Origin of the sequence: Kosakonia sp. CFBP8986 (assembly GCF_034044935.1) — a bacterium.
Classification (GTDB): domain Bacteria; phylum Pseudomonadota; class Gammaproteobacteria; order Enterobacterales; family Enterobacteriaceae; genus Kosakonia; species Kosakonia cowanii.
Genome location: NZ_JAXCXB010000009.1, coordinates 20,372 through 45,841, shown reverse-complemented (window position 1 = coordinate 45,841; position 25,470 = coordinate 20,372). Strand labels below are relative to the sequence as shown.

Sequence of the window (25,470 nt, the reverse complement as noted above, 5' to 3'; positions counted from 1 at the left end):
CTTCTGCTAATGACTAAGGCTTAAGAGAAACATTTCGGAGGGTTTTCACGAACGGCGGGCAAAAAAAAGCAGCGGCATTAAAGCACCGCTGCTGGAGTTTTGATTCCACCTGATTCGGTTAAACAGCCTGATCGATCTGTTCTTCCAGCAGTTGTGGAATAATATCGGCAGCTTCCGGCGAAAGTTTACGTCTTTTTACCGCGCGAGACGGCGGCTGGCATAAACTGCAGGCAAAGCTACCAACGGGCTGATGAGCATGGGTAACAAAGTTACCGCTGCAGCAGTTACAGCGCGACAACTCCAGCATTCCGCTTTCCACGAAACGGACCAGCGTCCAGGCGCGAGTCAGCGCCAGAAGCGGGCCTTCATCAGAATGAGGGCACTGTTCGAGGTAGAGTCGGTAAGCTTTAATGACTGCGTCAACGCCGCTGCACAGACCAGTTTTTAACAGAAACTGCCAGGCGTTGCAGAACATCGACGCGTGGATGTTTTGTTCCCAGGTCATAAACCAGTCGGTGGAGAATGGCAGCATGCCTTTCGGCGGCGGGCTACCACGCAACTCTTTATAGAGTTTGATAAGACGACCGCGGCTAAGCTGCGTCTCACTCTCCAGCATCTGTAAACGCGCACCCAGCGTAATCAGTTCCATTGCTAACTGAATGTCGCGTGCTTCCTGAACAATGCTTTTCTCACTCATAATTAAGCCCTTTTCTTCCTGGCCGCGTCGCCGTTTTTAGATGATTCGTTGAGCAGGCGGGTTGAAAGCAAAATTCCGGTATGGACTTGCTGCAAGTCATCCACACGCGATTCCTGGGTCAGACGAGTGATGGTCTGATGATTGTCAAAACGGAACTGACAAATAAGCTGATTGGTTTCAGCCAGCTTCACCATTTGTGGCAGGGTTAATTCACCCAGCGTGTTTGCCATCTCTTCATTGATCCCTAAACGGAACATGGCGGAGGCTTTGTCCTGGCTAATCAGACGCTGAGCAAGGAGTAAATATGACAGATTGATATCGTAAACGTGTTTCAGCAACTCGGATGTATGCATTTTTCCCATCCAGAATAACCAACTTGAATCTTATGCGGCTGAGCCGCACCCCGTGATGTCGCCGGGAAAAAACCCGGTATAAAAAAGAAAGGCTAAATGCATAACTGACTCAGGATCTCGCAAGCAAGGCGCTTCGTTGAGATGTTAATGCCTTGCTGCTCTCTTAATCATTTCTTACAAAGAACTAAGATTTTTCCTAATTCGACGCAACTGTACTCGTAGGTGCTGAGACATACAATCTGAACAGAGCGGGAATTTGAAATTTTTGTGATCCACGTCACATAATTTACGTGATTATTGATCAGAAATCTATCAGTCTCGCTTGTGATTTGATGTTTTATTACTCGATTGAACCCTTTTTTATTCCACTAGTACGAATACTGATGCAGTACCAGGGGCTAAAAACCGCGACTGGTCAGAGGTATGACGTGCTGGAATGCCTCGATTCAGCAAAACGTATCTATTGCAGACACATAAATAAAATCACTTAAAAAACAACAATTTAAGATTTTAGCGTGGCTAATTAGTTGACTTAAGTAACCATTTCATTTTCGTTAATGAGCCTGATGATCGGCGGAGGAATTTAGCGATATATTCTTTAAATTTCAGATAGGTATTCAATTTTGGTTAACTTGCTTATTATATGTACGCTCTGTTACGTAAGAATAATTAATGAATATTTATGATTGCCTTCACATAGCAGCAATGTTTGTGGCTTGCACTGGAGCGTGAAACAGAGTAATGGTGAGAAAAACTGGAATACTCCGTGGAGAACGCAATGGCCTACGCGCATCTTCTGGTTGCGGTAGCGATGACACCCGAAAGTCGTCAGCTGCTCGCCAAAGCGATTGATATTGCTCGCCCTTCTCACGCCCGCATCACCTTAATTACCCTTGCCGCCGACCCTGAACTCTATAATCAGCTTGCTGCGCCGATGATGGAGAGTGTCCGAACTCTGTTGCAGGAAGAATTGCAACAGTTTCTTAACGAACTTGTAACCAGTGCACATTATCCGATTGAACAGACGCTTATCGCCACCGGCGAATTATGTGAGCATATATCGCATGTCTGCCGTACGAAGGGTGTCGATCTGGTGATATGCGGCAACCATAACCAGACCTTTTTCTCGCGCGCGGCCTGTTCGGCGAAGAGTATTGTGAAGACGAGCGAAGTGGATGTGCTGCTGGTGTCACTGGAAGGATAAAAAAAACGCTCCCGATTTTGCGGGAGCGTTCTGTTTTACGGCTTAAGCCAGTTTCGGGAAGGTCGCCACTTTGTTTTGTAGCTCGCTCTGCGCGCTACGTGGCGAGATTTGCTTTAGGTCGCTGATAAACCTCTCCTGCCAGTGGTCGATATCATTCTCTTGAATGATCTTCAGCATCTCCGCATGGCGCGAAATACGCTCTGCCAGCGGCATGCGCAGCGCACGGTCAAGCGCCGCAGCCACATCGTCACGATCGTAAGGGTTGACCAGCAACGCGGAGGTCAGCTCATTTGCCGCACCGGCAAATTGCGACAGCACCAGCACACCCGGGTTTTCCGGATCCTGCGCCGCCACATACTCTTTCGCTACCAGGTTCATCCCGTCACGCAATGGCGTGACCAGACCCACTTCGGCATAGCGGAAGACCTTCATCAACACTTTGCGATCGAAATGCTGGTTGAGGTAGTAGAGCGGCGTCCAGCCAAGCTGGCCATATTTACCGTTAATGCGCCCCGCTTCCGTCTCCAGCTGGTGACGAATATCCTGATAAGCCTGCACTTCGCCGCGTGAGGTCGGCGCAATCTGCGTATAGCGGATTTTGCCGTGGTGCTCGGGGAACTTCTCCAGCAGCGTCTCATAGGCGAGGAAACGCTCAGGCAACCCTTTGGAGTAGTCCAGACGCTCAACGGAGAAGATGTTCTTCACATTCTTCAGCTCGGCTTTCAGCTGCGCAAGCTTAGGCGGCAGCGGGCCCGATGCCTGCTGAGCGATCTCATTCGGCTCAATACCGATTGGGTAGACTTCGGTACGGAAATTTCTGCCCCACGCCATGTGCTCTTTACTGTTACGCGTGCTGAGGCGCGTCTGCATCGACACGCTGTCGAGGAACGCGGTGCGGTCGCTCTCAGTCTGGAAGCCGAGCAGATCATAATCGCACAGCTGCTCCAGCAGCTCCGCATGTGGCGGCAGCGCGTTGAAGATCTCCGGCGTCGGGAAAGGAATGTGCAGGAAGAAGCCAATCTGATTTTTCACGCCGCGTTTACGCAGCTCGCTGGCAAACGGCAGCAGGTGATAGTCGTGGATCCAGAGAATGTCATCTTCTTTCAGCAGCGGCACCAGCTTATCAGCCAGTAAGGCGTTCACTTCCTGATAGCCATCCCACGCTTCGCGCTGGAATTTCACCAGGTCGAGACGGTAGTGGAAAGCGGGCCACAGCACGGCGTTTGAAAACTGATTGTAATACTGCTCGTGATGCTCTTCGCTGAGGTTGAAGGAGACCCAGGTAATGTTCCCTTTGCTCACCTCTTTCAACGGTTGATCTTCATCGCCGATTTCGCCGCTCCAGCCAAACCAGACGCCGCCTGCGGCTTTCAGTGCGCCCAAAATACCGACTGCCAGTCCGCCAGCACTGGCTTTTTTATCATCAGGCGGTGCAATTCGATTAGATACTACGACTAAGCGACTCATAGCCATCTCTCCTGTTTGTTAGCGCCTTTTCTTCTTGTTTTTGATACTCGGACATACGTTCCAACCAGTGATGAACATCCCGGACATCGTTCAGCCGCCACTGTGCGTGGGTTTCGCCTGAACCGACTTTAATCGAGATACCGCCCAGTTTATTGACGGTTTCAAAACCATGCTCATCAGTAAGATCGTCACCAAGAAACACCGGTTTCCTGCCGGTGAAGGGCGGCGTGCGCAGAAAGGCTTCAATGGCCGCGCCCTTATGAATGTCTGATGGTTTCAGCTCAACCACACATTTGCCTGGCTGCATGGCAAGTTGCGGGAAGGTGTCAACCATCTGTTGTGCCAGGGCAAAGACCGCGTCTTCATGCTGCGGTGCCTGGCGATAGTGCAGTGCGAATGCCATCCCTTTGGTTTCCAGCACGACGCCGTCAAGCGACGCCAGCCCTTGCCGAAGCGCCTGCTCCAGCGGAATAAGCACCTCTTTCGGTAATGTCACCCGTTCAGTTTGACCTGAGATATCGCGCCGCTCTGCGCCGTGAACACCGGCAAGCGGGAAACGATACGGTTTAACGAGCTCATCAAGCTCGCTAATGGAGCGCCCTGAAATCAACGCCAGCGCGCCGTTATTCATCTCTGCAAGCAATGAAAGTCTGGTCAGCACCTGTTCCGGAATGAAAACATCATCCGGGCGCGGTTTAATATCAGCGAGGGTGCCATCCAAATCGAAAAAAAAGGCAAAATCACCGGAAAAGAGAGGCGGTTTTGATAACGCGTCGTCCACCCTTGTTTCCTCCTTACAGTCATCGTGTGAGCCGTTATTAATCTACGGCCCCATTATCATTAGCCATGTAAGTATAGACAGTGTGACGCTGCTCGCCATTTTAACAATGAAAGACCAGCCGCATTAGCGGCTGGTTAAAGGGGGAATTACACTGAAAGGTTGTGTCGATAATTTAAGCAGTTAGCATCACACTGTGCGCTTCGCTTTCTGCTTGTAACGGTCGAAGATCACTGCTGCCAGCAGGATCAGACCGCGTACGACGTACTGAGAGAAGGGGGAGATATTCAGCAGGTTCATGGCGTTTTCGACGGTGCCAAGAATCAGAATACCTGCCACTACATACGAGATTTTTCCTATGCCGCCCTTAAGCGAAACTCCACCCAATACGCAGGCCGAGATGACAATCAGCTCATAACCGATGGAGGTCATCGGCTGTCCGCTGGTCATGCGCGAAGCGAGAATAATCCCCGCCGCAGCCGAGACCAGCCCGGAAAGCACAAAGATGATAATTTTGGTGCGTACCACCGGCACACCCGCCAGCCGCGCCGCCTCTTCATTACCGCCAATCGCCAGCGTGTTGCGGCCAAAGGTGGTGCGGTTAAGCAGGAAGCCGAAGATAATCAGGCAGCCAACCGTCAGCCAGATTGGCGCAGGCAAGCCCAGCCAGTTTGCGTAGCCAAGCTCGAAGAAGCGCTCATCTTCAATGCCGACCGCTTTACCGTCAGAGATGATATAAGCTAGCCCGCGCACAATCTGCATGGTTGCAAGGGTTGTGATCAGGGCGTTGATCTTTAAGCGGGCAATGACGAAGCCGTTAATAAAGCCGCTGACCACACCGAGCAGCAGACCAGCGGCGACGCCAATCCACAAGCTTTCGCTAAGGTTAATCACCACCGCCGTGGTCACACCGGCACAGGCAATCACCGAGGCGACCGAGAGATCGAAATCGCCGGAGGCGAGGCAGAAGAGCATGCCGCAGGCGACCATCCCGGACATCGAGATCGCCAGCCCCAGCCCCTTCATATTGACGAAGGAGGCGAAGTTCGGCACAAATACCGCGCAGCCGATAAACAGCACCGCGAAAACCACCAGCATGCCAAACTGATCCCAGATTCGCCCGACGCTAAAGGGCGACTTTTTCGGCGCGCGGGCCGTTGTTAAAGATGACATCGTATTCTCCTCACTCAGGCGACCGCCTGGCTCACTTTTGGCATAGCCAGGCTCAACACCTGCTGTTCATCACTCTGTCCGTGTAGCACCTCACCGGCAATCTCCCCTTCGCGCATCACCACGATGCGGTCGGCAACGCCGAGCACTTCGGGCAAGTCGCTTGAAGCAAAGAGCACCGCGACGCCACGCGCGGCCAGCGCGTATATCACGTTATAGATCTCATGCTTGGCACCCACATCAATACCGCGCGTCGGCTCATCAAGCAGGATCACTTTCATCTCCTCCGACAGCCAGCGACCGAGGATCGCCTTCTGCTGGTTGCCGCCGGAGAGATTCATAATCAGCTGTTCGGCGCCGGGGGTTTTGATATTGAGCGCGCGAATATGGTGCGCGGCGTTCTCGCTCTCCCAGCCATCGTTAATCAGGCAGCCTGCGCGGATGTATTTGCGCCGGGCGCTGATATTGATGTTCTCCTGCACCGAGTGCACCGGGATAATCCCTTCGGCTTTACGATCTTCCGGGCAGAGCATCATCCCTGCGCGAATGGCGTGGGCCGGTTTCTGGATGTTGATCGCTTCGCCATCGATAAAGACCTGCCCTTCGGTGATCTTCGTCCCGCCGAACAGCCCTTTCATCAGCTCGCTGCGTCCGGCACCGACCAGACCGAAGAGGCCGACGATTTCGCCGCTGCGCACGTTTAAACTGATGGGCGTGCGTACGCCCGGCGCTTTCACCTGCTCCAGGCGCAGACGCTCTTCGCCACAGGGGCGCGGCTGCCAGCCGTAGATATCGCCAAGCTCGCGCCCAACCATTGCCTGCACCAGCTGATCGTGGTTTACCTGCTGCATATCGCTAAAGGTGCGCACGTAGCGGCCATCTTTAAAGACGGTAATGGCGTCGCTGAGGGCAAAAATCTCCTCCATACGGTGGGAAACATAGAGGATCACCCTGCCCTCTTTGCGCAGTTCGCGGATCACGCGGAACAGGTTGTCGATTTCACGTGCCGAAAGGGAACTGGTCGGTTCGTCAAAGGCGATCACTTTGGCGTTGCGCGCCAGCGCTTTGGCAATCTCCACCATCTGCCATTGACCGATAGAGAGATACTTAAGTGGCGTCTGGGGATCGATATCCAGCCCCAGATGCTGTAATTGCAGGCCCGCTTCGTAGTTGAGCAGCGAGCGGTTCACAATGCCGCCTTTTTGCGGCAGTTGACCAAGGTAGATATTTTCCGCGACGGTCATCTCCGGCACCAGGTGCAGCTCCTGATAGATGATCGCCACACCGGCATTCAGCGCCGCAGTGGTGTCGCTAAACACCACCTCTTCGCCTTTGATCGCCAGCGTGCCGCCGGTGGGCGCGTAGTTACCGCTAAGGATTTTTAGCAGGGTGGATTTCCCCGCGCCATTTTCGCCCATCAGCGCGTGCACCTGCCCGGCATAACAGTCAAAGGTGATATCGCTCAGCGCTTTGACGCCGGGAAAGGTTTTGCTGATGCCGCGAAACGAGAGATAGGGAGTGGAGTGTTGCATAACGTCTCCGTGAAGCAGTTGAGGGTACGACAGGCTCCCCGTTTGCACGGGGAGCGCAACCGACAGAGCCTTACAGTCCTTTCTTCGCCAGCTCTTCTTTGAAATTATCGCGGGTAATCAGCACCACATCGGTCACCGCAGTGAACTTCGGCGGCTCAACGCCTTTGGTCACCCAGTTGTAGAGCAGTTCGCTGGTTTTGTAGCCATGTACGTCCGGGCTTGGCAGCAGAGAGCCATAGAAGCCGGTGGCCTGCCCTTTCGACAGCTCGCTCACCGCATCGACACCGTTAATACCGATGCCAATCACATCTGCCGCTTTAAAGCCCTGGCCTTCGGTGGCGCGCACGCCGCCCAGCACGGTGTTATCGTTCATACCGAGCACCAGCCAGTGTTTCACTTCCGGGTGCTGTACCAGCAGGGAGTTACCGGCATCGAATGCGCCGGGGATATCGTTAGATTTAGTCGGTACCTGGTAGATCTGTTTTTCCGGGAAGCCCGCTTTTTTCAGCGCGTCCATCGAGCCGGAGGTACGGCGACGAGCGGTGTCGAGTTCGTTCGCAGTAATTGCCATCACGCCGGTCTCTTTCACATCCCAGCCGCGTTTTTGCATCTCTTTATAAAGCTCTTCGCCCTGGCGCGCGCCGATTTCGCTGGCTGCCATCATCACCAGCGGAACGGTCTCCATCGGCTTGCCTTTGGCGTTGACGAACTGGTCATCGACAGCAATCACTTTCATGTCGTAACCGCGTGCTTTCGCCATGATGGCGGAGCCCAGTTTCGGATCCGGCGTACAGATGACAAATCCTTTCGCGCCGCTGGCCGCCAGGCTATCAATGGCGTTCAGCGTTTTTTCGCCATCCGGGACGGCGATTTTAATCACCTCGAAACCTAACTCTTTGCCCGCTTTGTCAGCGAATTTCCACTCAGTCTGGAACCAGGGTTCTTCCGGCTGTTTAACCAGAAACCCGAGCTTCATGGTTTCAGCGATAGCGGATTGTGACATAACGGCAGCCAGGCCGATGGCCGCCAACGCTTTAGTGAATTTGTGCATGGTAAACTCCGGCTTAAACACGCTTTTATGTAGGAAACAGAAATAATTGCTATTGTTAAAAGTTCAAAAAACAAGGCATTAGCGCCCATGCATCAGATGGACATCTGTGCTGGAAATAGTTTTAGCGGGAAATTGATTCTCCATAGGAGAGCGGCATCACACGGCTGAATTACAGTAATTCCGTACATAAATTCAGCGGATTTAGCCATAAAGTCAGCGGCTTTTGTCAGACAAATCGCAAGGGTGAAAGCAGGATAATCCATAACGTCAGCCAGCTTATCCTTGTACCCGACCGCAGGGCGCGGCCGGGCGAAACGATTACCAGCGGTAGTAGATATGATCGGCGTGATCGCAAACGGGCTTTTCGTCACCCAACAGGCGCGCTGCGAGGGTGAAAGCGAAGTCGAAAGCGTGTCCCAGCCCTTTGCCGCTGATCAGGTTGCCATCCTCAACGACGGGCGCATCGACATACTCACCGTCGCGCACCTGTTGATAGAGATCGCCGGAGCAAACATACCGACGCCCGTTCAGCAGATTATTGCCGCCCAGCACGCGCGCAGCGGCGGAGCAGATGGGGCAGATCAGTTTACCCGCCGCATCGTGGGCTTTAATAAATTGCACGACGTCGCTACTGGCGGCGAGGTTGACGCTGCCCTGCGGCCCGCCGGGCAGGACGATGGCATCAAACAGCATCTCTTGCCGCTCGGACAAGGTGCTGTCTGCCACCATGGGAATGGCGTGATAGCTGACCACCGCGCGGGAATCCGCGCAGGCCAGCGTCTCTACTTCAATCTCTAAGCGGCGCAAAATATCAATGGTGATAATCGCTTCCGCTTCTTCAAAACCCGGCGCTAACAATACCGCCACTTTTTTCATGACCGACTCCTTGCCGTTGAGGTCAGGTGAAACAGGTGGAGTTATTGTTGATCAAAACAGCGTTTCAAAATCTTCGCTGCGTCACAGACCCGCTGCCGGGATTCGATAAAGTGCGCGTTAGTGCGCTTCGCCCTGCGGGGTGAACTTCAGTTCAATCAGCGCAATGGCTTTTTGAATCGCCCGGCGCGTCACCGGATCGGCGGCGGCAGGATGGGTCGAGAAGTCGATGGTTTTAAGCTGGTTAGCCATTTTTTCACGCACTTCAACCGGCGCGATAACGTCAATCACATCTAGGATCTGTTTGATGACCAGCTGGCAGGCGACAACGTCAGAGACCAGCTCCTGGTCGGCGGGGGTATTTTGCGACATGGGAAGCTCCTTATTGAAAGGGCGCCATAGTAGCGGGAAACGGCGGGCAAGAGTAGTTTTGCGCGCGGCCGCGTTGCGCAGAGACAAAAAAACCTGCCGCAGCAGGTTCTTTTATTCTCAGAACATCGCGCCAGGCGGTACGTCTTTGAACGTCTTGCAATAGGTTTCGAACATATGCTTCAGGATTTTACGCAGTTTCATTATTCACTCCGGCAAATAGTCAGGCAGGTGTTGAGCCTTAATGGGCGACATAATATGACGCCCGTCACAAAAATCAATCCATCTGCGATCGAAATCACGTTTCAAAAATCGAAAATGGCGTAGTTTTATTGGCAATCTGATGACAAATCCGGCAGTTAGCGCGCTAAAAATATTTTTAGCTTCTTCAATTATTTTTTTGTGGATGGCAGAGCCTTAATGACCGACAGTTCCCCTGTGCAAACGCGAGGCGCGGTTTCTCCCGCTGCATTACTGGTAGCAGGCGCCTTCTTTATGGAGTTTATTGATGGCACGGTGATCGCCACCGCGCTGCCGGATATGGCAAAAACCTTCGGCGTCGAAGCGGTGGCGCTCAATATCGGCATCAGCGCCTATCTGATCACCCTTGCCGTGCTAATCCCTGCCAGCGGCTGGATCGCCGATCGTTTCGGCGCTCGCACCATCTTTACCCTGGCGCTGGCCATCTTCACCTTCGCCTCGGTGCTGTGCGGCCTCTCCACCAGTGTCGAGATGTTTGTGGCGATGCGCATTTTGCAGGGGATGGGGGGCGCGCTGATGGTGCCGGTCGGGCGGCTGGCGGTGCTGCGTACCACGCCGAAACATCAACTCATTACTGCTATCGCCACGCTGACCTGGCCTGCGCTGGTGGCACCGATTATCGGCCCGCCGCTCGGCGGGTTTATTACCCACTACGCAGACTGGCGCTGGATCTTCTTTATTAATGTTCCCCTCGGCCTGCTGGGGATGGCGCTTGCGCTGCGCATTATTCCCAACATCCGCGAAGAGGAGCGCCGCCCCTTCGACTTAACCGGCTTTCTCACCACCAGCATCGCGATGGTGAGCCTGGTTTACGCAATGGAAGCGCTCGGTTCGCAACACCCGCAGGGTGGATTGACGCTGGCACTGCTGATTCTCGGAGGAGTGATGTTTACCTTTACGCTGCGCCATTTTCGCCGCCATGCGTGGCCGATGATCCGCCTCGACGCGATGCAGGTGCCGACCTTTCGCGTCACCATGTATGGCGGCTCGCTGTTTCGCGCCTCGATCAGCGCGGTGCCGTTTCTGCTGCCGCTGCTGTTTCAGGTCGGGTTTGGGATGGATCCCTTCCACGCCGGGCTGCTGGTGCTGGCGGTGTTTGCCGGGAATTTATCCATTAAACCGGCGACAACGCCGCTTATCCGCTGGCTGGGCTTTCGTAAGCTGCTGTTGATTAACGGCGCGCTAAATGTGATTGCGCTGCTGGCCTGCGCCTTCCTCACCGCCGATACCCCGGTCTGGCTGGTGTTTATCATCCTCTATCTTGGCGGCGTTTTTCGCTCGGTGCAGTTTACCGGCGTCAGTACGCTGGCCTTTGCCGATGTGCCTTCCGCGCAGATGAGCTATGCCAATACGCTGTTTAGCACGGCGACACAGCTGGCGGTGGGTCTTGGCATTACGCTTGGCGCGATTGGCATTCGAATTGGCGAGCATATCAGCGGCTGGTTAGGGATCGCCGCGATGGAAGGGATTAGTTTCCGGCTGGCGTTTGTCTTTATTGCGTTGATCTGTCTGGTGGGAATGATTGATACGCTGCGTTTGACGAAGGATGCCGGCAGCGCGGTGTCGCAGAAAAGCCGTTAAACAGCAATGCCGGATGGCGGCTTACGCCTTATCCGGCCTACGGGGGCGATGCAGAAATTTGCTCCCCGTAGGCCTGATAAGCGTAGCGCCATCAGGCAAAGGAGTTATCAGGCCAGCACTTCACGTACGAAGGCTTCGATCTCTTTATTCTGGCAGTTCTCGAAGAAGCACTGCTGGAAACGCTCGCCGGAGACGGCGGTTTTGACCAGCTCGCGATCGATGGCGCGCAGCGTATCGAGATAGTTCTCTTTCACCACCGCTGCTTTTACCTGGTTCAGAATGCCAGCGTTGCGCACCTGCGGCTCTTTACGCTCCGGCGGATAACCTTCGCCGTTGCGTCCGGTAAAGGCTTTCTCAAAGATAAAGCGCACGTTCAGTTCAGCGCCCCAGCCAAAGCCTTTAGCAAACGGCAGCGCGAGCGCGTTACCGTTGTTGATCTGCGCGAACAGGAACGCATCGGCCGGATCAATACAGTAACCGCAGACCACGCCCGGATGGATGTTCAGCGACATCAGCGCGCCCTGCCCGGTGCCGCAGCCGGTCACCACGAAATCCACCGCTTTAGAGTTGAGCAGAATGCTGGCCATAATACCGAGGTGGATATAGGTCAGATGATGGTCATTTTCGTCGCTCATGCCGACGTTATACACCGGGAAATCTTTCTCATCGGCTACGGTTTTCAGCTCTTTGAGAATGATGGCGTTTTTCGCCGCCTGGCTGTTTTCCATCATCAGTGCAATTTTCATTTTCATCTCCTGTAGACGTGCTTCGGATAGCAAAGGTTACCTAAACCTTACTACCTCACAAACATACTTTCAAATTTAGTGAAAAATGGTTTTAAAAATCAAAAGCCGCCTCACAGTTTTGAGCGGCCCGCTTGAGCCGTCCTGATTAGTAGAGGGTGTTCGGGGGGTTATTCCGTCGATTGCCGCACAAAGGGGGCGATTAAGATGAGAAGATGCAAAAAATGAAGCAGAGCAACGTCATGAAGAGAGTCCTTATTGCCGCCACGCTGTTACTCCTTGCCGGGTGCACCATCACCAAAGAAGCAGAAGTGAGCAGCGTGGACACCACCAGCGGTGTGGTACGTCTGAGCTTTAATCAGCAGATGATGCAGACCGCGCGTTATGATGAGTACGTCGCGCAGGGCACCGCCAACAAACAGTGCCAGCAGTTGGGCTATGCCACCGCCGTGGCGTTTGGCCAGCCAGTGCAGACCTGTAGTTTGATCAGCGGTTCAGGCTGCATGAACACCAAAATCACCATTCAATATCAGTGTCGCGGTATCGCTATCGATCCCAACCGCGCGGCCTGGTAAATTCTTAAGCCAGCCATTAGCGCTGGCTTTTTCTTTTATTAATAATAAAAACAATTCTCATTCATTTAAATATTACCCCGGCAATGCGTGTTATTCGCATTCTCTTTATTAATCAAACGTTTTATTATTTTACCTTTTGCAAATAATTAAATAACAAATTATAGTGGCGGCACTTTCCCCTGTTATATTTTTAATTCCGGAGCCGTGCGATGTTAAAAGCAGAGATGATTGAAAAACTCAACGAACAGATGAATCTGGAACTCTTCTCCTCCCTGCTCTATCAACAGATGAGCGCATGGTGCAGCTATCACAGTTTTGAAGGTGCTGCCGCGTTTCTGCGCCGCCACGCGCAGGAAGAGATGACCCATATGCAGCGCCTGTTCGACTACCTGACGGACACCGGCAGCCTGCCGCGCATCGCGAATATTGCCTCACCGGTTGCTGAGTACGCTTCCCTTGATGAACTGTTCCGCGCGACCTACGAACATGAGCAGCATATTACCCAAAAAATTAATGAGCTGGCGCACGTTGCGATGATGTCGCAGGATTATCCGACCTTTAATTTCCTGCAGTGGTATGTTGCCGAGCAGCATGAAGAAGAGAAACTCTTTAAATCGGTAATTGATAAATTAACGCTGGCGGGTAAAAGTGGTGAAGGCCTCTACTTTATTGATAAAGAGCTGGCGACCCTCGACGCACAAAATTAATAATAAAGGCGGTTCAGTTAATTCTGTACCGCCTTTTTCTTCTGCTCCAGAACATTTCCCTCTGCTTATCCCCCTGCTGCAACACACTGCCTGATTCCGCACTCAACACCCTCGGTGGTAGCTCCTTCTCGTTCGCCTGACAAATCGTAAAGAAAAGATTACAACAGATGTAACGGTCATTTGACGAAACGGTGGAATTATCTTACTCTGCGCCGCGTATTGCGTGTGCAGTGAGTTAAGTGATAGAGGAAAGTGTGAAAAATCGGGCACTTGGAAGTGTATTTATTGTCGCTGGCACCACCATTGGTGCGGGTATGCTGGCGATGCCGCTGGCAGCGGCGGGCGTAGGGTTTGCAACCACGCTGGGGCTGCTTTTCATCTTATGGGCAGTGATGTGTTATACCGCCCTGCTGCTGCTTGAGGTCTATCAGCATGTTCCGGCTGAAACCGGGCTCGGCACACTGGCGCAGCGCTATCTGGGTCGTTACGGGCAGTTGATCACCGGCTTCAGCATGATGTTTCTGATGTATGCGCTAACGGCTGCCTATATCAGCGGTGCTGGTGAATTGCTCGCTTCAAGTATCAGTGAGTGGTTCAACGTTTCGCTCTCCTCAAGCGCAGGCGTGTTGATCTTTACACTGGTCGCTGGCGGCGTGGTCTGCATCGGCACCTCACTGGTCGATCTCTTTAACCGTTTTCTCTTCAGCGCCAAAATCCTCTTTTTAGTGATCATGCTGGCGCTGTTAATGCCGCACGTACACCAGGCGAACCTGCTGACTATGCCGCTGGAAAAAGGGCTGGCGCTCTCGGCGTTACCGGTAATTTTTACCTCGTTTGGTTTTCACGGCAGCGTGCCGAGCATCGTCAGCTATATGGGCGGTAACATTCGCCAGCTGCGCAAAGTATTTATTACCGGTAGTGCAATTCCGCTGGTGGCTTATATCTTCTGGCAGCTGGCGACCCTTGGCAGCATCGACTCCCATACTTTTATCGGCCTGCTTGCCAGCCAGTCAGGGCTTAATGGCTTGTTGCTGGCGCTGCGCGATGTCGTCGCCTCTGCGCATGTTGAGCTGGCGATCCACCTCTTCGCCGATCTGGCGCTGGCCACCTCATTTCTCGGCGTGTCGCTGGGTCTGTTCGATTACCTGGCCGATCTCTTTCGCCGCCGTAATAGTGTCAGCGGCCGTTTGCAAACCGGCATCATTACCTTCCTGCCGCCACTGGCGTTTGCCCTCTTCTACCCGCGCGGTTTTGTGATGGCACTCGGTTATGCAGGCGTTGCGCTTGCGGTATTAGCCCTGCTGCTGCCATCGATGCTGGCGTGGCAGAGCCGCAAACACCATCCGCAAAGTGGCTATCGCGTGCTGGGCGGGAAACCGGCGCTGTGCCTGATCTTCGCCTGCGGTATCGCCATTATTACTATTCAGTTTTTGATTGTGGCAGGATGGTTGCCGCAGGTTGGCTAAGGCCAGCTTTACGTACGCACTTAATGGTGCGTGCGTCCCCTTTCGCGAGCAATGAGTATTGTGCAGTGCTGCCATTGTCTATTTACAGCAATATTTCCTTTTTTACGTCCTGCTATATGCTCACCGCATTATCATTCAATCGCCGGAATAAGACGGTAAAGATAGGGTAATTCATATTCTCCGTGATTTTTATTTTTAAAAAACATTGTTTTTCAAAGAGATAAAATAAAACATCAATTTTTTGATATTTATCACACCAGTAACATTCACTAGATCTATATTGCATCATCCCGTTACAATTCATCGATTCTTATTTTTTATTACCTTATCTGAATCTCTGATGGCAGGGCCACCCGCTCATCCGTTCGTCGACACGCCATGTCATGTGGCTGAATGCTTATCGCCAGAATTAGAGGACGCCGTATGAGCGATCTACAACATCCCCCCATAAAAACGATTGCCGTCATTTTAGCCGGTGGACGCGGCTTGCGTTTCGGCGGTGAGGTTCCCAAACAGTTTGTTAAACTGGCCGGACGTATGGTGATTGAATATACGGTTGAGGTATTCGAACAGTGTGACGCGGTGGATCACATTATCATCGTAGTACCTGCCGGTTATCAGGATACCCTTTGGGAAGTGACCATGCGTAATGACTGGCGCAAAGTGATGAAGATTGTCGAAGGTGGGCGCGATCGCGCCGACTCTACCGCATCAGCACTGGCGGCCCTGACAGAGTTTAGCGCAGACGCTAAAGTGCTTACGCACGATGCCGCTCGCCCTTTGCTTGACCAACCTACGCTGGCGCGCTTCTTATCTGCCCTGGATGAGTACGCCGCGGTTGATGTGGTGATCCCAGCCAGCGATACGATTGTCGAAGTTAACGATCGCCAGCAGATAGCGGATATTCCCGATCGTAGCCGTCTTCGCCGTGGTCAAACGCCGCAAGGCTTTCATCTCGGTGTGCTGCGCGAAGCTTACCAGCGCGTCATCGCACGAGGATTTGTTGGCGTTACGTGTGATTGTGGCGTAGTGCGCCGCGAAATGCCTGAAGTCGCCATTGGTACCGTTCTCGGCGATGCCGCTAATATCAAAATCACCGATAGCATCGATCTCTTTTTTGCGGAGAAACTGCTGCAATTACGCACTACCCAGGCGGTGCAGGATGAGAGCACTCTGAGCCAGCTTGAGGGCAAAGTCGTGGTAGTGATTGGTGCCAGTTCCGGTATCGGTGCTGCGGTAGCCGATCTTGCTCAGCGCTATGGCGCCCGTGTGTATGGGGCCAGCCGTACTCTGGATGGCCTGGATATCACTCAGCAAAACCAGGTTCACGATCTGCTGGCCACCGTTGCGGCGCAGGAAGGAAAGATAGACGCTGTTATTAATACTGCCGCGCTGCTGATCAAAAAACCCTTAACGCACCTCAGCGCCGTAGAAATAGGGCAAGTTATTGCCACTAACCTCACTGCGGCAATTACGCTTTCTCAGGAAGCCTACCCATGGTTACGGGCGACCCAAGGCTGCCTGATTAATTTCGCGTCCAGCTCCTACACCCGTGGACGCGCCTTTTATGCTGTTTACAGTGCGACCAAAGCCGCGATTGTTAATATGACGCAGGCGCTGGCGGAAGAGTGGGCCGCTGAACATGTACGGGTGCTTTGCATCAACCCGGAACGGACCATGACCCCAATGCGCATGCGTAACTTTGGCGCTGAACCGCCGGAAACCCTGTTGGATCCCGAAACCGTGGCGCGTGCGACGCTGCAGGCTATGTGTTCCTCTCTTACCGGAGCTGTGTTTGATGTACGACGTAAAAACTGATCCCGCCGGCGAAGCAGCAGAAGCCGCCTATTTTGTCGCTGGCGTACCCATCGAAGATATACAGCGTCAGGCGTGTGCCGTGCTGGTTTCATTAACCGATTTCTTTGAACGGCACGGGATCCGTTATTGGTTAGTCGGCGGTACACTGCTCGGGGCGCTTCGCCATGGCGGTTTTATACCCTGGGACGATGATATCGATATCGTGGTCGCGCGGCCTGACTACGAGCGTTTATTGACTCTGCTTGACAGCTTACCCGACTCATTACGACCTATTCATCCGCAGAATTGCCCGACCACGCCCTTCCCTTTTCTTGTGGTGACCCACGCGCAATCTCATCTGGTGATGGATTATAAAAAGCCATTCGATCGCGGAATTGGTATAGATGTATTCCCTCTGGACGCTATTCCCGCGCCGGGCTGGCGCCGGCAGCTACTCTTTCGCGCGGTTCGCCTGATGCGATCGCTGTCGATGAATAAGCAGCAAGGCTTTTATCCGCGACCGTTGAACGGCAACGTGCAGTTACGCTTTGCCCTTCTTTCGGCGTTGAGCAATATCCTCTCGGCCCGCACTATTTTTACCCTCTATGACAAAATCGTAGGTCACGGTGATGTCGATTCAAGCGAGTGGGTGGGGAATCTGTACGGCGTCTATGGCGAACGAGAGGTGGTGAAACGTGAAATTTTTGGCAGCAAAGAGGTGCGTGCCACCTTTGCGGCGCATGCCTTGCGGGTGCCGGCGCAACCAGAGCGTTATTTAGAGAATATCTATGGCGACTATATGAAGCTGCCGCCGCTGGAAAAACGCAATACAGAACACCGTATCAACTTTGTGGCGATTGGCGATGACAAGCCAGCGTCCCCATCACGCTTACCCTCGCAGCCATAACTGCTGCGCATGAAACCGGAAGCCTGATTGCGGGCTTCCTCGGTTGCAGAAATCTGAGATTACCCTTCCCGGCAGCAAATTTCAGGCACAAAAAAACCACCTTTCGGTGGTTTCACGACACTGCTTATTGCTTTGATTATTCTGCTTTTTCCCCATGGTACCCGGAGCGGGACTTGAACCCGCACAGCGCGAACGCCGAGGGATTTTAAATCCCTTGTGTCTACCGATTCCACCATCCGGGCTCGGGAAGAAATTGGAGGCGCGTTCCGGAGTCGAACCGGACTAGACGGATTTGCAATCCGCTACATAACCGCTTTGCTAACGCGCCAAAATCCTTCAGGCTTTTCAGCCAGCACCCGCTGTAACAGCCGATGCGTAAAACTGGAGCGGGAAACGAGACTCGAACTCGCGACCCCGACCTTGGCAAGGTCGTGCTCTACCAACTGAGCTATTCCCGCGTCATCAGGCGTGTTGTAATCGCTTGATTTTATTATCTTCTGGCAAGCTGTGCCGCCTTCCGATGCGTTGCATTCTACTTACCTGACGCAATGAGTCAACGATATTTTTCAAAAGCACGATCGTTTGCTGAAATTTGCGACGAAACGATCACGGTTCGAGCAGATCGCCGCGCGCAGCGTTGAGATACTGCAGCATCGACCACAGCGTCAGCACTGCGGCGACAAAGAAGAGCGCAATACCGGCATACTCCACCCACTGGTTCGGTCGCCACAGCAGCCACACCAGCGCCACCATCTGTGCCGTGGTTTTGACTTTACCGATCCATGAGACCGCCACACGGCTGCGCTTGCCCATCTCTGCCATCCACTCGCGCAGGGCGGAGATGATAATTTCACGGGCGATCATTGTTGCCGCAGGCAGCGTCACCCACCAGCTGTGATAGTGCTCCGCCACCAGCACCATTGCGATCCCGACCAGTACCTTATCGGCCACCGGATCGAGAAAGGCGCCAAAGCGCGTGCTCTGGTTCCAGCGACGCGCCAGATAACCATCAAACCAGTCGGTTACCGCCGCGCAGCAAAAAATAAGGGCGCAGACAAACGGCGCCCAGTTGAACGGCAGATAGAACGCCAGAACGAAAAACGGGATCAGGATGACGCGAAAAAGGGTGAGCAACGTAGGAATATTGAATCGCATGTTGGCGTTAACTGTCTGTTGTCCGTAAAATTTCGCTCTATGTTGCTACAGAGCCCCTAATGTTTCAACGAGTAGAAGATCTTTTCTGCCAGACCTTGCGAGATGCCCGGCACTTTCGCAATTTCCTCGATGCTGGCGTTCTGTAACCCTTGCAGACCGCCCATATACTTCAGCAGCATCTGGCGGCGTTTCGGCCCCACCCCTTCGATGGTTTCAAGCGAGCTGGTGTTCTTGACCTTCGCCCGTTTTTTACGGTGTCCGCTGATGGCGTGATCGTGCGACTCATCGCGAATGTGCTGAATCACGTGCAGCGCGGGTGAATCCGGCGGCAGGCTGAACCCCTCCCCCTCCGGCTCGAAAAAGAGCGTTTCCAGACCGGCTTTACGGTCAGCGCCCTTCGCCACGCCCAACAGCAGCGGCTTATGTTTATCCCACGGCACATCCAGTTCGGCAAACACCGTTTTTGCCTGGCCGAGCTGCCCTTTACCACCATCAATCAGGATCACATCGGGGATCTTGTCCTCTTCAATGGCTTTACCATAGCGGCGGCGCAGCACCTGGTTCATCGCCGCGTAGTCATCCCCCGGCGTGATACCGGTGATGTTATAGCGACGATACTCGGCGCGCACCGGCCCGTTGGGGTCAAACACCACGCAGGAGGCGACCGTCTGCTCGCCCATAGTATGGCTGATATCAAAGCACTCCATGCGTTTTACCGCAGGCAGATTAAGCACGGTCGCCAGCGCGGCAAGGCGCTGATGGACGGTCGACTGCTGAGAAAGTTTTGTACTGAGCGCCGTCGCGGCATTGGTGCGCGCCAGCTTCAGATAACGGGCGCGATCGCCACGCGGTTTGGTCTGCACATTGACTTTACGCCCGGCCAGCTCTGAAAGAGAATCGCCAAGCAGGGTTTTATCGGTAAGGTCAAAGTCGAGCAGGATTTCGCCCGGCAGCGTGCGCATCTGGCTACCCTGCAGATAAAACTGGCCGACAAAGGTTTCGACCACTTCGCCAAGCTCGGTGCCGCCCGGCACTTTTGGATAGTAGCTGCGGCTACCGAGCACCTTGCCCTGGCGAATAAACAGCACATGAACACAGGCCATACCGGCATCAAATGCCACACCGATAACATCGAGATCGTCGCCGTTATTGGAAACGAACTGTTTCTCCGTTACGCGCCGTACCGCCTGGATTTGATCGCGCACGCGCGCGGCTTCTTCAAAATCGAGCGCCTGGCTGGCTTTCTCCATTCGCGCGATAAGCTGGGTCAGCACTTGATCGTCTTTGCCAGCGAGGAACAGCCGCACATAGTCGACCTGCTGCGCATACTCCTCTTCGCTCACCAGCCCCTCGACGCACGGGCCAAGGCAGCGACCAATCTGGTACTGCAGGCACGGACGGGAGCGGTTGCGATAGACGCTATTTTCGCACTGGCGAACGGGGAAGATTTTTTGCAACAGCGCCAGCGTTTCCCGCACCGCGTAACCGTTCGGGAAGGGGCCGAAATACTCCCCCTTCGCATGCTTCGCGCCGCGATGGGTTGCCAGGCGAGGGTGCGTATCGTTGCTGAGAAAGATAAACGGGTAGGATTTATCGTCCCTGAGCAGCACGTTGTAGCGAGGCTGGTAAAGCTTGATGTAGTTGTGCTCCAGCAGCAGCGCTTCGGTCTCCGTGTGCGTGACGGTCACGTCGATCTGTTGGATCTGCGCGACCAGCGCTTCGGTTTTGCGCGAGGCGAGATTGCTGCGGAAGTAGCTGGAAAGACGTTTTTTCAGGTCTTTTGCTTTACCGACGTAGATAACGGTACCGCCGGTGTCATACATGCGATAGACACCGGGCTTACTGGTTACCGTTTTCAGAAAGGCTTTGGAATCAAAAACTTCAGTCACTGACTTATTAACGTCTCCGCATTGCACAAACCATGGCGAATGGCAAGGTGCGTCAGTTCGACGTCACCGTGAATGTTCAGTTTACTGAACATCCGATAGCGATAGCTGTTCACCGTTTTCGGGCTCAGATGCAGTTGCTCTGAGATCTCATTGACCTTCTGGCCCTTTGTGATCATCAGCATAATCTGCAATTCACGTTCCGACAAACTGTCGAACGGTGAATCTGTCTTTTCTGGCTCGATTTGGCTAAGTGCCATCTGTTGTGCAATGTCAGAAGCGATATAGCGTTGGCCTGAGTGAACGCAGCGAATAGCGTTAACCACGTCCTGCGGCGCAGCGCCTTTACTGAGGTAACCCGCAGCGCCAGCCTGCATCACTTTGGCGGGCAAGGGGTTTTCGGTGTGAACGGTAAGCATGATGACTTTTGTGTCGGCACTGCCGCGCGCGATTTTACGCGTCGCTTCAAGGCCGCCGATACCGGGCATATTCATATCCATGAGAACAACATCAACCGCATTGGCACGACACCATTTAATGGCGTCTTCACCGCAGTTGACCTCACCCGTCACTTTTATGCCCTTAATATCTTCGAGAATGCGTCGTATCCCTGCGCGCACCAGTTCATGGTCATCAACAAGTAGTACGTTGATCAAAGGAGTATCTCCGGAAAAGGGATAACGCTGCGAAAACTAATTCGGCATATATTAGCTTTTTTTTAGCCCATAATGAAAGGCAAAAAAACAACGAACGCCAATTTTTGTTCTCTTTTTTGGAAATGAAGTTGTACATAAGCTGGAAACTTTTTTCAATATAAAAAACGAAGCGGTAAAATGATAAATTCTTTCTTTTCAGAAAGTTAGCAAAGGACGCAGGATTATGCAGAAGAAATTACCCTAATAGAGTTGTTACAGCAATTAACCGCGCTTAACGCGCGCTAAACATATATTTGATGTGCAACAATATAACAGCTGTAATTTTCAACCAGACCTCAATCAATTACTTTCTATAGCGGTGAAAAAACAACCACTGCTTTTTTTTATAAGCCTTGTGGTATACTTCGCGGCCTTAACAGCAATCGTCGCGAAAGTCCGTGACAATGTAATGAGGAAAATAAATTGAGCACACCTGATTTCACTACCGCCGAAAACGCAAAAGAACTGGCGCAGGAAGTCGCTTGCCTGAAGTCGATGATTACCCTGATGCTGCAAGCGATGGGTCAGGCTGATGCAGGCCGCGTCATTATTAAAATGGAAAGATTAATTGCACAAATGGAAGACGAAGCTAATGCCGACGTATTTTCCAGCACCGTTAAGCAAATTAAACAAGCTTACCGCCAGTAATTACTCGCCGGCTGTCAGGCTCTCTGACAGCCGGAATCACTTTGCGACTTCCGTCGCACACTCTATTAAATTATTCCCGTTGCCGCCGCATAGCAGGCAATTTGCGTTTTATTCGGCGCGTTAAATTTCTTCTGCATATTCTTCTGGTGGAAATTGACCGTGTTTTCGGAGATAGAGAGAATCATCGCTATTTCCGCTGAGGTTTTCCCCTCTGCCGTCCACTTCAGAATTTCGCGCTCGCGTTTACTGAATTTCATCTCCGGTGTCATCACCGTATGGTCCGCAAGGCGCGTCAGTGCCAGCAGGCTCAACTGCACCAGCGTCTGCAAACGCATCTCTATTTCATCGTCGGCCATCGTCTTGCCAAACAGGCTGGAGCGCGAAACGGACAGAAAGCCGAGCGCATGGTTAGGCAGCATTAAACACTGCGAAACCCCTTTGCGCAGGCCGTGGTCGCGTGCGGCATCCCACAATGTCATCGCATCATGAAACAGTTTGTCATTCCACGGCAAGTGTCCCTGGATGAAGTTTTCAGGCTTCAGCACCGGATCGACAGCGAAGTAATTCTCTGCCTGATAGTGCTCCATCCATCCAGGCGGATATGAGGTTTCCACGCTCAGCTTCGGCCGGGTGAAAGGCACCGGATGCCGCACGCAAAGCGAGTAATAATCAAACTCCAGTAGCTGTGTCTGCTGCTGGATCTCCGTATAAACGTCCTGTGCCACAGTCATTTCCTGAAAACGCGAAATCATTTCACGACGCCAGGTTAAAAAATCTTTTTGCTGCATACCGACCGGTAATACCCCTGCACTTATTAATCATATTTTTGTATACAATAAGCTAACACATAAAACTTAATTATAAATATAAAATATCGGGATAATTGGTAAGGAGTTCACTTTATTGCCGAATTAAAGCACGGCGAATGGCGGGAAATAAGGCGTAAAAGACAACATTATTTCCCTGGCATAGGTGGGCTAATTGGTTACTTTAATAAAGGCTTTAAGTAAAATCGTCGCGATTCAGCGCCCGGCACTGCTGAATCGCGCAATCTGCTTTACTGGGTGAGGAATTTTTCAAGGAACTGCTGCGTGCGCGCCTGCTTTGGTTCAGCAAACAGCGTTTTCGCCGCGCCCTGCTCTACAATGCGCCCCTGATCCATAAAAATCGCCCGGTCCGCGACATCGCGGGCAAAGCTCATCTCATGAGTGACGATCACCATCGTGCGTCGCTCCTGCGCCAGCTGACGAATAGTGTTCAATACTTCGCCCACCAGCTCAGGATCGAGCGCCGAGGTAGGTTCGTCAAAGAGGATCACATCCGGGCGCATCGCCAGCGCGCGGGCTATTGCCACGCGTTGCTGCTGACCGCCGGACAGACGTCGCGGATAGCTGTTCTCTTTCCCGCTCAGCCCCACTTTCGCTAACAGTTCACGCGCTCGTGCCAGCGCCTCCTCCTTCGGTTCGCCTTTAACAATCACCGGGCCTTCAATAATGTTTTCCAGCACCGTGCGGTGGGGAAAGAGGTTGAAGTTCTGGAACACAAAACCGACATGCTGACGCAGTTCGCGAATGGCACTTTTCTGTTGACCGACAGAGCGGGTGGCGTCGATGGTGATATTCCCGACACGAATAGAGCCGCTCTCAGGATGCTCAAGCAGGTTAATACTGCGCAGCAGCGTGGTTTTCCCCGAGCCGCTCGGGCCGATGATCGCCACCACTTCGCCCTCTTCCACCTGCAGATCAATACCATGCAGCACCGTCTGCCCCTGGAACTTCTTCACCAGGTTTTTTACATCGATTGCGCTCATTTCGGATCCTGCTCCTGCCGGTTAAGCTGGTTTTCAAAGTAGTTCTGCAACGTCGATAGCACCGTCGCCATCACCCAGTAAATGAGCGATGCCGCCAGATACATGGTGAAGACCTCCAGCGTACGCGAGGTGATAAGCTGCGCCTGGCGAAACAACTCCGGCACCTGAATAGTTGCCGCCAGCGAAGTGTCTTTCACCAGGCTAATAAAGCTGTTACTGAGCGGTGGCAGCGCCACGCGCGCCGCCTGCGGCAGAATGGCGCGGCGCAGCGTTTGCCACGGCGTCATACCAATACTGGCTGCCGCTTCCCACTGCCCTTTGTCGATCGACGAGATCGCCGCACGCAGCGTTTCTGCCGCGTAGGCCGCCGTATTGAGCGACAAGCCAATCATCGCCGACGGGATCGGGTCGAGTTCGATACCGAACTGCGGCAGACCGTAGTAGATCATAAACAGCTGGGCAATAAGCGGCGTACCGCGAAATATAGAGATATAGAAACGCGCCAGCCAGCGCAGCGGCAGCAGCTTCGACATGCGCATCAGCGCCAGTAAAAAACCGAGCAACAGGCCAAAAAACATGCCGCCGATGCTGAGTTGTAAGGTGAAGACTGCGCCCTTCAGCAGATAGGGGGCGGAGTCGATAACGAGTTGTAGGCTCTCTTGCATTCTGGTTTTTCTGCCTGCGTTAAAGGTGAGGATGGTAGGCAAAGAGCGCCGGTGCGCCGCCCGTATGCACAAATAAAATAGGGCCGTTATCTTTAAAGCGCTTCTGCTCAATGCCATCAAGCAGGCCGGCCATCGCTTTGCCGGTGTAAACCGGATCGAGCAGGATCCCTTCAAGGCGCGCCAGCAGTTTTACCGCTTCCATCCCTTCATCATTAGGCAGCCCGTAGCCTGGTGCGTAGTAGTCATCCCACAGCTGGATATCCGCCTGTGCTTTCAGCTCAAGCTGACGGGCAATCTCCTGTTGCAGCGTCACCACCTTCGGTTTTTGCTCCGCAACGCTGCGCGATACAGTGACGCCAATCAGCTCTGCGTCCGGCATCAACTGTTCCAGCCCCACCGCCAGCCCGGCATGGGTACCGGCGCTGCCGGAGGCGACCACCACCGAGGAGAGACCGAGCACGCCTTCACACTGCTGTGCGATCTCCAGCGCGCTCTCGACGTAGCCCATCGCCCCCAGCGCGTTAGAGCCGCCCACTGGCACAACATAGGGGCGAAAGCCCTGCGCTTCAATGCGTGTTGCCAGCTCGCTCAGCTGAGCTGCGGGGTCGGTAAGCGCGTCGCACATCTCAATCTGTGCGTTAAAGAGGTCGAGCAGCAGGCGGTTGCCGTTGGTGAGGTAGTTTTCCGCGCGAGTTCCGGTCGGGTTTTCCAGCAGCGCGACGCAGTGCAGTCCGAGCTTCGCCGCGACCGCCGCCGTCTGGCGCACGTGGTTAGACTGGATTGCGCCGGCGGTGACCAGCGTATCGGCGCCTTCACGCAGCGCATCGGCGGCAAGAAATTCCAGCTTGCGCAGCTTGTTGCCGCCCATTGCCAGCGGCGTCACATCATCGCGTTTGATATAAATGTCGCGTCCAACGTAATCCGATAAGCGCGGCAAATAGTCGAGCGGCGTCGGCGCGCCGATAAACTCAAGGCGAGGAAAACGGGTCAAATTGTGTAATGGCATACAACCTCCAGAAGCCGCAAAGATACGTAATGGTTTTATTATGCACGGAAATATCCTCAGCAATAAAAAAGGCG

The 25,470-nt window shown here is 53.4% G+C and carries 27 protein-coding genes and 3 tRNA genes; 9 read left to right on the top strand and 21 right to left on the bottom strand.

Annotated elements, in window-relative coordinates:
• Positions 1-118: 118 nt before the first annotated feature.
• Complete coding sequence (gene flhC, locus SOM48_RS18670) at positions 119-697, bottom strand: flagellar transcriptional regulator FlhC (RefSeq protein ID WP_042714166.1); 579 nt, start codon at positions 695-697, stop codon at positions 119-121.
• A gap of 2 nt (positions 698-699) precedes the next feature.
• A complete protein-coding gene (flhD, locus tag SOM48_RS18665) occupies positions 700-1,050 on the bottom strand; it encodes a flagellar transcriptional regulator FlhD (protein WP_023480187.1) in 351 nt (116 codons plus the stop codon).
• Positions 1,051-1,828: 778 nt separating this feature from the next.
• On the opposite strand from flhD, the gene uspC reads away from it, so the two are divergent.
• Entirely contained in the window at positions 1,829-2,254 is a 426-nt protein-coding gene (gene uspC / locus SOM48_RS18660) for a universal stress protein UspC (protein WP_076770071.1), read from the top strand.
• A 42-nt stretch (positions 2,255-2,296) separates the two neighbouring features.
• On the opposite strand, the gene otsA is transcribed toward uspC, so the two are convergent.
• The 8 genes from otsA to azuC form a co-directional block, all read right to left on the bottom strand.
• Positions 2,297-3,721, bottom strand: a complete 1,425-nt coding sequence (otsA, locus tag SOM48_RS18655; RefSeq protein ID WP_076770072.1) for an alpha,alpha-trehalose-phosphate synthase — start codon at positions 3,719-3,721, stop codon at positions 2,297-2,299.
• Entirely contained in the window at positions 3,696-4,502 is an 807-nt protein-coding gene (otsB, locus tag SOM48_RS18650; protein WP_054803255.1) for a trehalose-phosphatase, read from the bottom strand. Before otsB ends, otsA begins: the two co-directional genes overlap by 26 nt.
• Positions 4,503-4,688: 186 nt before the next feature.
• Positions 4,689-5,672 carry an L-arabinose ABC transporter permease AraH gene (gene araH, locus SOM48_RS18645; protein WP_023480059.1) on the bottom strand — a complete coding sequence of 328 codons (984 nt, stop codon included), beginning with the start codon at positions 5,670-5,672 and terminating at the stop codon, positions 4,689-4,691.
• A gap of 14 nt (positions 5,673-5,686) precedes the next feature.
• Positions 5,687-7,201 (bottom strand): L-arabinose ABC transporter ATP-binding protein AraG, encoded by a 1,515-nt coding sequence (gene araG, locus SOM48_RS18640; RefSeq protein WP_054803254.1) that lies wholly within the window; start codon positions 7,199-7,201, stop codon positions 5,687-5,689.
• Between the two features lie 70 nt (positions 7,202-7,271).
• On the bottom strand, positions 7,272-8,252 hold the full coding sequence (locus SOM48_RS18635; protein WP_128482714.1) for an arabinose ABC transporter substrate-binding protein: 981 nt from the start codon (positions 8,250-8,252) through the stop codon (positions 7,272-7,274).
• Between the two features lie 318 nt (positions 8,253-8,570).
• The gene (locus tag SOM48_RS18630; RefSeq protein ID WP_313276630.1) at positions 8,571-9,128 is read right to left on the bottom strand and encodes a DJ-1 family glyoxalase III; all 558 of its coding nucleotides are present in this window, start codon (positions 9,126-9,128) and stop codon (positions 8,571-8,573) included.
• Positions 9,129-9,245: 117 nt separating this feature from the next.
• Positions 9,246-9,497 carry a DUF2766 family protein gene (locus SOM48_RS18625; protein ID WP_023480161.1) on the bottom strand — a complete coding sequence of 84 codons (252 nt, stop codon included), beginning with the start codon at positions 9,495-9,497 and terminating at the stop codon, positions 9,246-9,248.
• Between the two features lie 117 nt (positions 9,498-9,614).
• Entirely contained in the window at positions 9,615-9,698 is an 84-nt protein-coding gene (gene azuC, locus SOM48_RS18620) for a stress response protein AzuC (protein WP_017458329.1), read from the bottom strand.
• Positions 9,699-9,914: 216 nt separating this feature from the next.
• Between azuC and SOM48_RS18615 the strand changes: the two genes are divergently transcribed.
• Positions 9,915-11,336, top strand: coding sequence for an MFS transporter (locus SOM48_RS18615; RefSeq protein ID WP_320512745.1), 1,422 nt, complete (start codon positions 9,915-9,917; stop codon positions 11,334-11,336).
• A 107-nt stretch (positions 11,337-11,443) separates the two neighbouring features.
• Here the strand turns inward: SOM48_RS18615 and SOM48_RS18610 are convergent, their stop codons facing one another.
• On the bottom strand, positions 11,444-12,082 hold the full coding sequence (locus SOM48_RS18610; RefSeq protein WP_023480165.1) for an RpiB/LacA/LacB family sugar-phosphate isomerase: 639 nt from the start codon (positions 12,080-12,082) through the stop codon (positions 11,444-11,446).
• A 239-nt stretch (positions 12,083-12,321) separates the two neighbouring features.
• On the opposite strand from SOM48_RS18610, the gene yecR reads away from it, so the two are divergent.
• The 5 genes from yecR (at position 12,322) to SOM48_RS18585 (ending at position 17,531) form a co-directional block, all read left to right on the top strand.
• Complete coding sequence (yecR, locus tag SOM48_RS18605; RefSeq protein WP_054803324.1) at positions 12,322-12,654, top strand: YecR family lipoprotein; 333 nt, start codon at positions 12,322-12,324, stop codon at positions 12,652-12,654.
• Between the two features lie 209 nt (positions 12,655-12,863).
• On the top strand, positions 12,864-13,361 hold the full coding sequence (ftnA, locus tag SOM48_RS18600; RefSeq protein WP_023480186.1) for a non-heme ferritin: 498 nt from the start codon (positions 12,864-12,866) through the stop codon (positions 13,359-13,361).
• 254 nt (positions 13,362-13,615) lie between these two features.
• Entirely contained in the window at positions 13,616-14,827 is a 1,212-nt protein-coding gene (gene tyrP / locus SOM48_RS18595) for a tyrosine transporter TyrP (RefSeq protein WP_320512744.1), read from the top strand.
• Positions 14,828-15,250: 423 nt separating this feature from the next.
• The gene (locus SOM48_RS18590; protein WP_076770076.1) at positions 15,251-16,645 is read left to right on the top strand and encodes a bifunctional cytidylyltransferase/SDR family oxidoreductase; all 1,395 of its coding nucleotides are present in this window, start codon (positions 15,251-15,253) and stop codon (positions 16,643-16,645) included.
• Positions 16,626-17,531, top strand: coding sequence for a LicD family protein (locus SOM48_RS18585; protein WP_312202585.1), 906 nt, complete (start codon positions 16,626-16,628; stop codon positions 17,529-17,531). The genes SOM48_RS18590 and SOM48_RS18585 overlap by 20 nt, the downstream gene beginning before the upstream one ends.
• Positions 17,532-17,686: 155 nt before the next feature.
• Here the strand turns inward: SOM48_RS18585 and SOM48_RS18580 are convergent.
• From SOM48_RS18580 to uvrY, 6 genes are all read right to left on the bottom strand, one after another.
• Positions 17,687-17,773, bottom strand: a tRNA-Leu gene (locus SOM48_RS18580).
• A 12-nt stretch (positions 17,774-17,785) separates the two neighbouring features.
• Positions 17,786-17,859: transfer RNA gene (locus SOM48_RS18575), tRNA-Cys, on the bottom strand.
• Between the two features lie 54 nt (positions 17,860-17,913).
• Positions 17,914-17,989 (bottom strand) — tRNA-Gly (locus SOM48_RS18570).
• A 148-nt stretch (positions 17,990-18,137) separates the two neighbouring features.
• Positions 18,138-18,686, bottom strand: coding sequence for a CDP-diacylglycerol--glycerol-3-phosphate 3-phosphatidyltransferase (gene pgsA, locus SOM48_RS18565; protein WP_023480080.1), 549 nt, complete (start codon positions 18,684-18,686; stop codon positions 18,138-18,140).
• A 56-nt stretch (positions 18,687-18,742) separates the two neighbouring features.
• The gene (uvrC, locus tag SOM48_RS18560) at positions 18,743-20,575 is read right to left on the bottom strand and encodes an excinuclease ABC subunit UvrC (protein ID WP_128482709.1); all 1,833 of its coding nucleotides are present in this window, start codon (positions 20,573-20,575) and stop codon (positions 18,743-18,745) included.
• Positions 20,572-21,228: a UvrY/SirA/GacA family response regulator transcription factor gene (gene uvrY, locus SOM48_RS18555; RefSeq protein WP_054803248.1), complete on the bottom strand. Its 657-nt coding sequence runs from the start codon at positions 21,226-21,228 to the stop codon at positions 20,572-20,574. Before uvrY ends, uvrC begins: the two co-directional genes overlap by 4 nt.
• Before the next feature lie 298 nt (positions 21,229-21,526).
• Between uvrY and SOM48_RS22775 the strand changes: the two genes are divergently transcribed.
• Together SOM48_RS22775 and SOM48_RS18550 are read left to right on the top strand one after the other, a co-directional pair.
• Complete coding sequence (locus tag SOM48_RS22775; protein ID WP_422653749.1) at positions 21,527-21,694, top strand: hypothetical protein; 168 nt, start codon at positions 21,527-21,529, stop codon at positions 21,692-21,694.
• Positions 21,691-21,915, top strand: a complete 225-nt coding sequence (locus tag SOM48_RS18550) for a DUF2594 family protein (RefSeq protein ID WP_023480046.1) — start codon at positions 21,691-21,693, stop codon at positions 21,913-21,915. Before SOM48_RS22775 ends, SOM48_RS18550 begins: the two co-directional genes overlap by 4 nt.
• Positions 21,916-21,980: 65 nt before the next feature.
• Here the strand turns inward: SOM48_RS18550 and sdiA are convergent, their stop codons facing one another.
• From sdiA to dcyD, 4 genes are all read right to left on the bottom strand, one after another.
• Positions 21,981-22,703: a quorum-sensing transcriptional regulator SdiA gene (gene sdiA, locus SOM48_RS18545; protein ID WP_042712095.1), complete on the bottom strand. Its 723-nt coding sequence runs from the start codon at positions 22,701-22,703 to the stop codon at positions 21,981-21,983.
• Between the two features lie 269 nt (positions 22,704-22,972).
• Complete coding sequence (gene tcyN / locus SOM48_RS18540) at positions 22,973-23,725, bottom strand: L-cystine ABC transporter ATP-binding protein TcyN (RefSeq protein WP_054803247.1); 753 nt, start codon at positions 23,723-23,725, stop codon at positions 22,973-22,975.
• Positions 23,722-24,390 (bottom strand): cystine ABC transporter permease, encoded by a 669-nt coding sequence (gene tcyL, locus SOM48_RS18535; RefSeq protein WP_023480131.1) that lies wholly within the window; start codon positions 24,388-24,390, stop codon positions 23,722-23,724. Before tcyL ends, tcyN begins: the two co-directional genes overlap by 4 nt.
• A 19-nt stretch (positions 24,391-24,409) precedes the next feature.
• On the bottom strand, positions 24,410-25,396 hold the full coding sequence (gene dcyD / locus SOM48_RS18530) for a D-cysteine desulfhydrase (RefSeq protein WP_139965887.1): 987 nt from the start codon (positions 25,394-25,396) through the stop codon (positions 24,410-24,412).
• Positions 25,397-25,470 lie beyond the last annotated feature (74 nt).

Coding starts and splice junctions, on each gene's coding strand:
- SOM48_RS18615 (WP_320512745.1), top strand. CDS start 9,915: ATGACCGACAGTTCCCCTGTGCAAACGCGAGGCGCGGTTTCTCCCGCT.
- SOM48_RS18630 (WP_313276630.1), bottom strand. CDS start 9,128: ATGAAAAAAGTGGCGGTATTGTTAGCGCCGGGTTTTGAAGAAGCGGAA.
- SOM48_RS18590 (WP_076770076.1), top strand. CDS start 15,251: ATGAGCGATCTACAACATCCCCCCATAAAAACGATTGCCGTCATTTTA.
- SOM48_RS18585 (WP_312202585.1), top strand. CDS start 16,626: ATGTACGACGTAAAAACTGATCCCGCCGGCGAAGCAGCAGAAGCCGCC.
- ftnA (WP_023480186.1), top strand. CDS start 12,864: ATGTTAAAAGCAGAGATGATTGAAAAACTCAACGAACAGATGAATCTG.
- SOM48_RS18625 (WP_023480161.1), bottom strand. CDS start 9,497: ATGTCGCAAAATACCCCCGCCGACCAGGAGCTGGTCTCTGACGTTGTC.
- araG (WP_054803254.1), bottom strand. CDS start 7,201: ATGCAACACTCCACTCCCTATCTCTCGTTTCGCGGCATCAGCAAAACC.
- dcyD (WP_139965887.1), bottom strand. CDS start 25,396: ATGCCATTACACAATTTGACCCGTTTTCCTCGCCTTGAGTTTATCGGC.
- araH (WP_023480059.1), bottom strand. CDS start 5,672: ATGTCATCTTTAACAACGGCCCGCGCGCCGAAAAAGTCGCCCTTTAGC.
- pgsA (WP_023480080.1), bottom strand. CDS start 18,686: ATGCGATTCAATATTCCTACGTTGCTCACCCTTTTTCGCGTCATCCTG.
- sdiA (WP_042712095.1), bottom strand. CDS start 22,703: ATGCAGCAAAAAGATTTTTTAACCTGGCGTCGTGAAATGATTTCGCGT.
- flhD (WP_023480187.1), bottom strand. CDS start 1,050: ATGCATACATCCGAGTTGCTGAAACACGTTTACGATATCAATCTGTCA.
- tcyN (WP_054803247.1), bottom strand. CDS start 23,725: ATGAGCGCAATCGATGTAAAAAACCTGGTGAAGAAGTTCCAGGGGCAG.
- SOM48_RS18610 (WP_023480165.1), bottom strand. CDS start 12,082: ATGAAAATTGCACTGATGATGGAAAACAGCCAGGCGGCGAAAAACGCC.
- SOM48_RS18635 (WP_128482714.1), bottom strand. CDS start 8,252: ATGCACAAATTCACTAAAGCGTTGGCGGCCATCGGCCTGGCTGCCGTT.
- azuC (WP_017458329.1), bottom strand. CDS start 9,698: ATGAAACTGCGTAAAATCCTGAAGCATATGTTCGAAACCTATTGCAAG.
- tcyL (WP_023480131.1), bottom strand. CDS start 24,390: ATGCAAGAGAGCCTACAACTCGTTATCGACTCCGCCCCCTATCTGCTG.
- uspC (WP_076770071.1), top strand. CDS start 1,829: ATGGCCTACGCGCATCTTCTGGTTGCGGTAGCGATGACACCCGAAAGT.
- yecR (WP_054803324.1), top strand. CDS start 12,322: ATGAAGAGAGTCCTTATTGCCGCCACGCTGTTACTCCTTGCCGGGTGC.
- flhC (WP_042714166.1), bottom strand. CDS start 697: ATGAGTGAGAAAAGCATTGTTCAGGAAGCACGCGACATTCAGTTAGCA.
- otsA (WP_076770072.1), bottom strand. CDS start 3,721: ATGAGTCGCTTAGTCGTAGTATCTAATCGAATTGCACCGCCTGATGAT.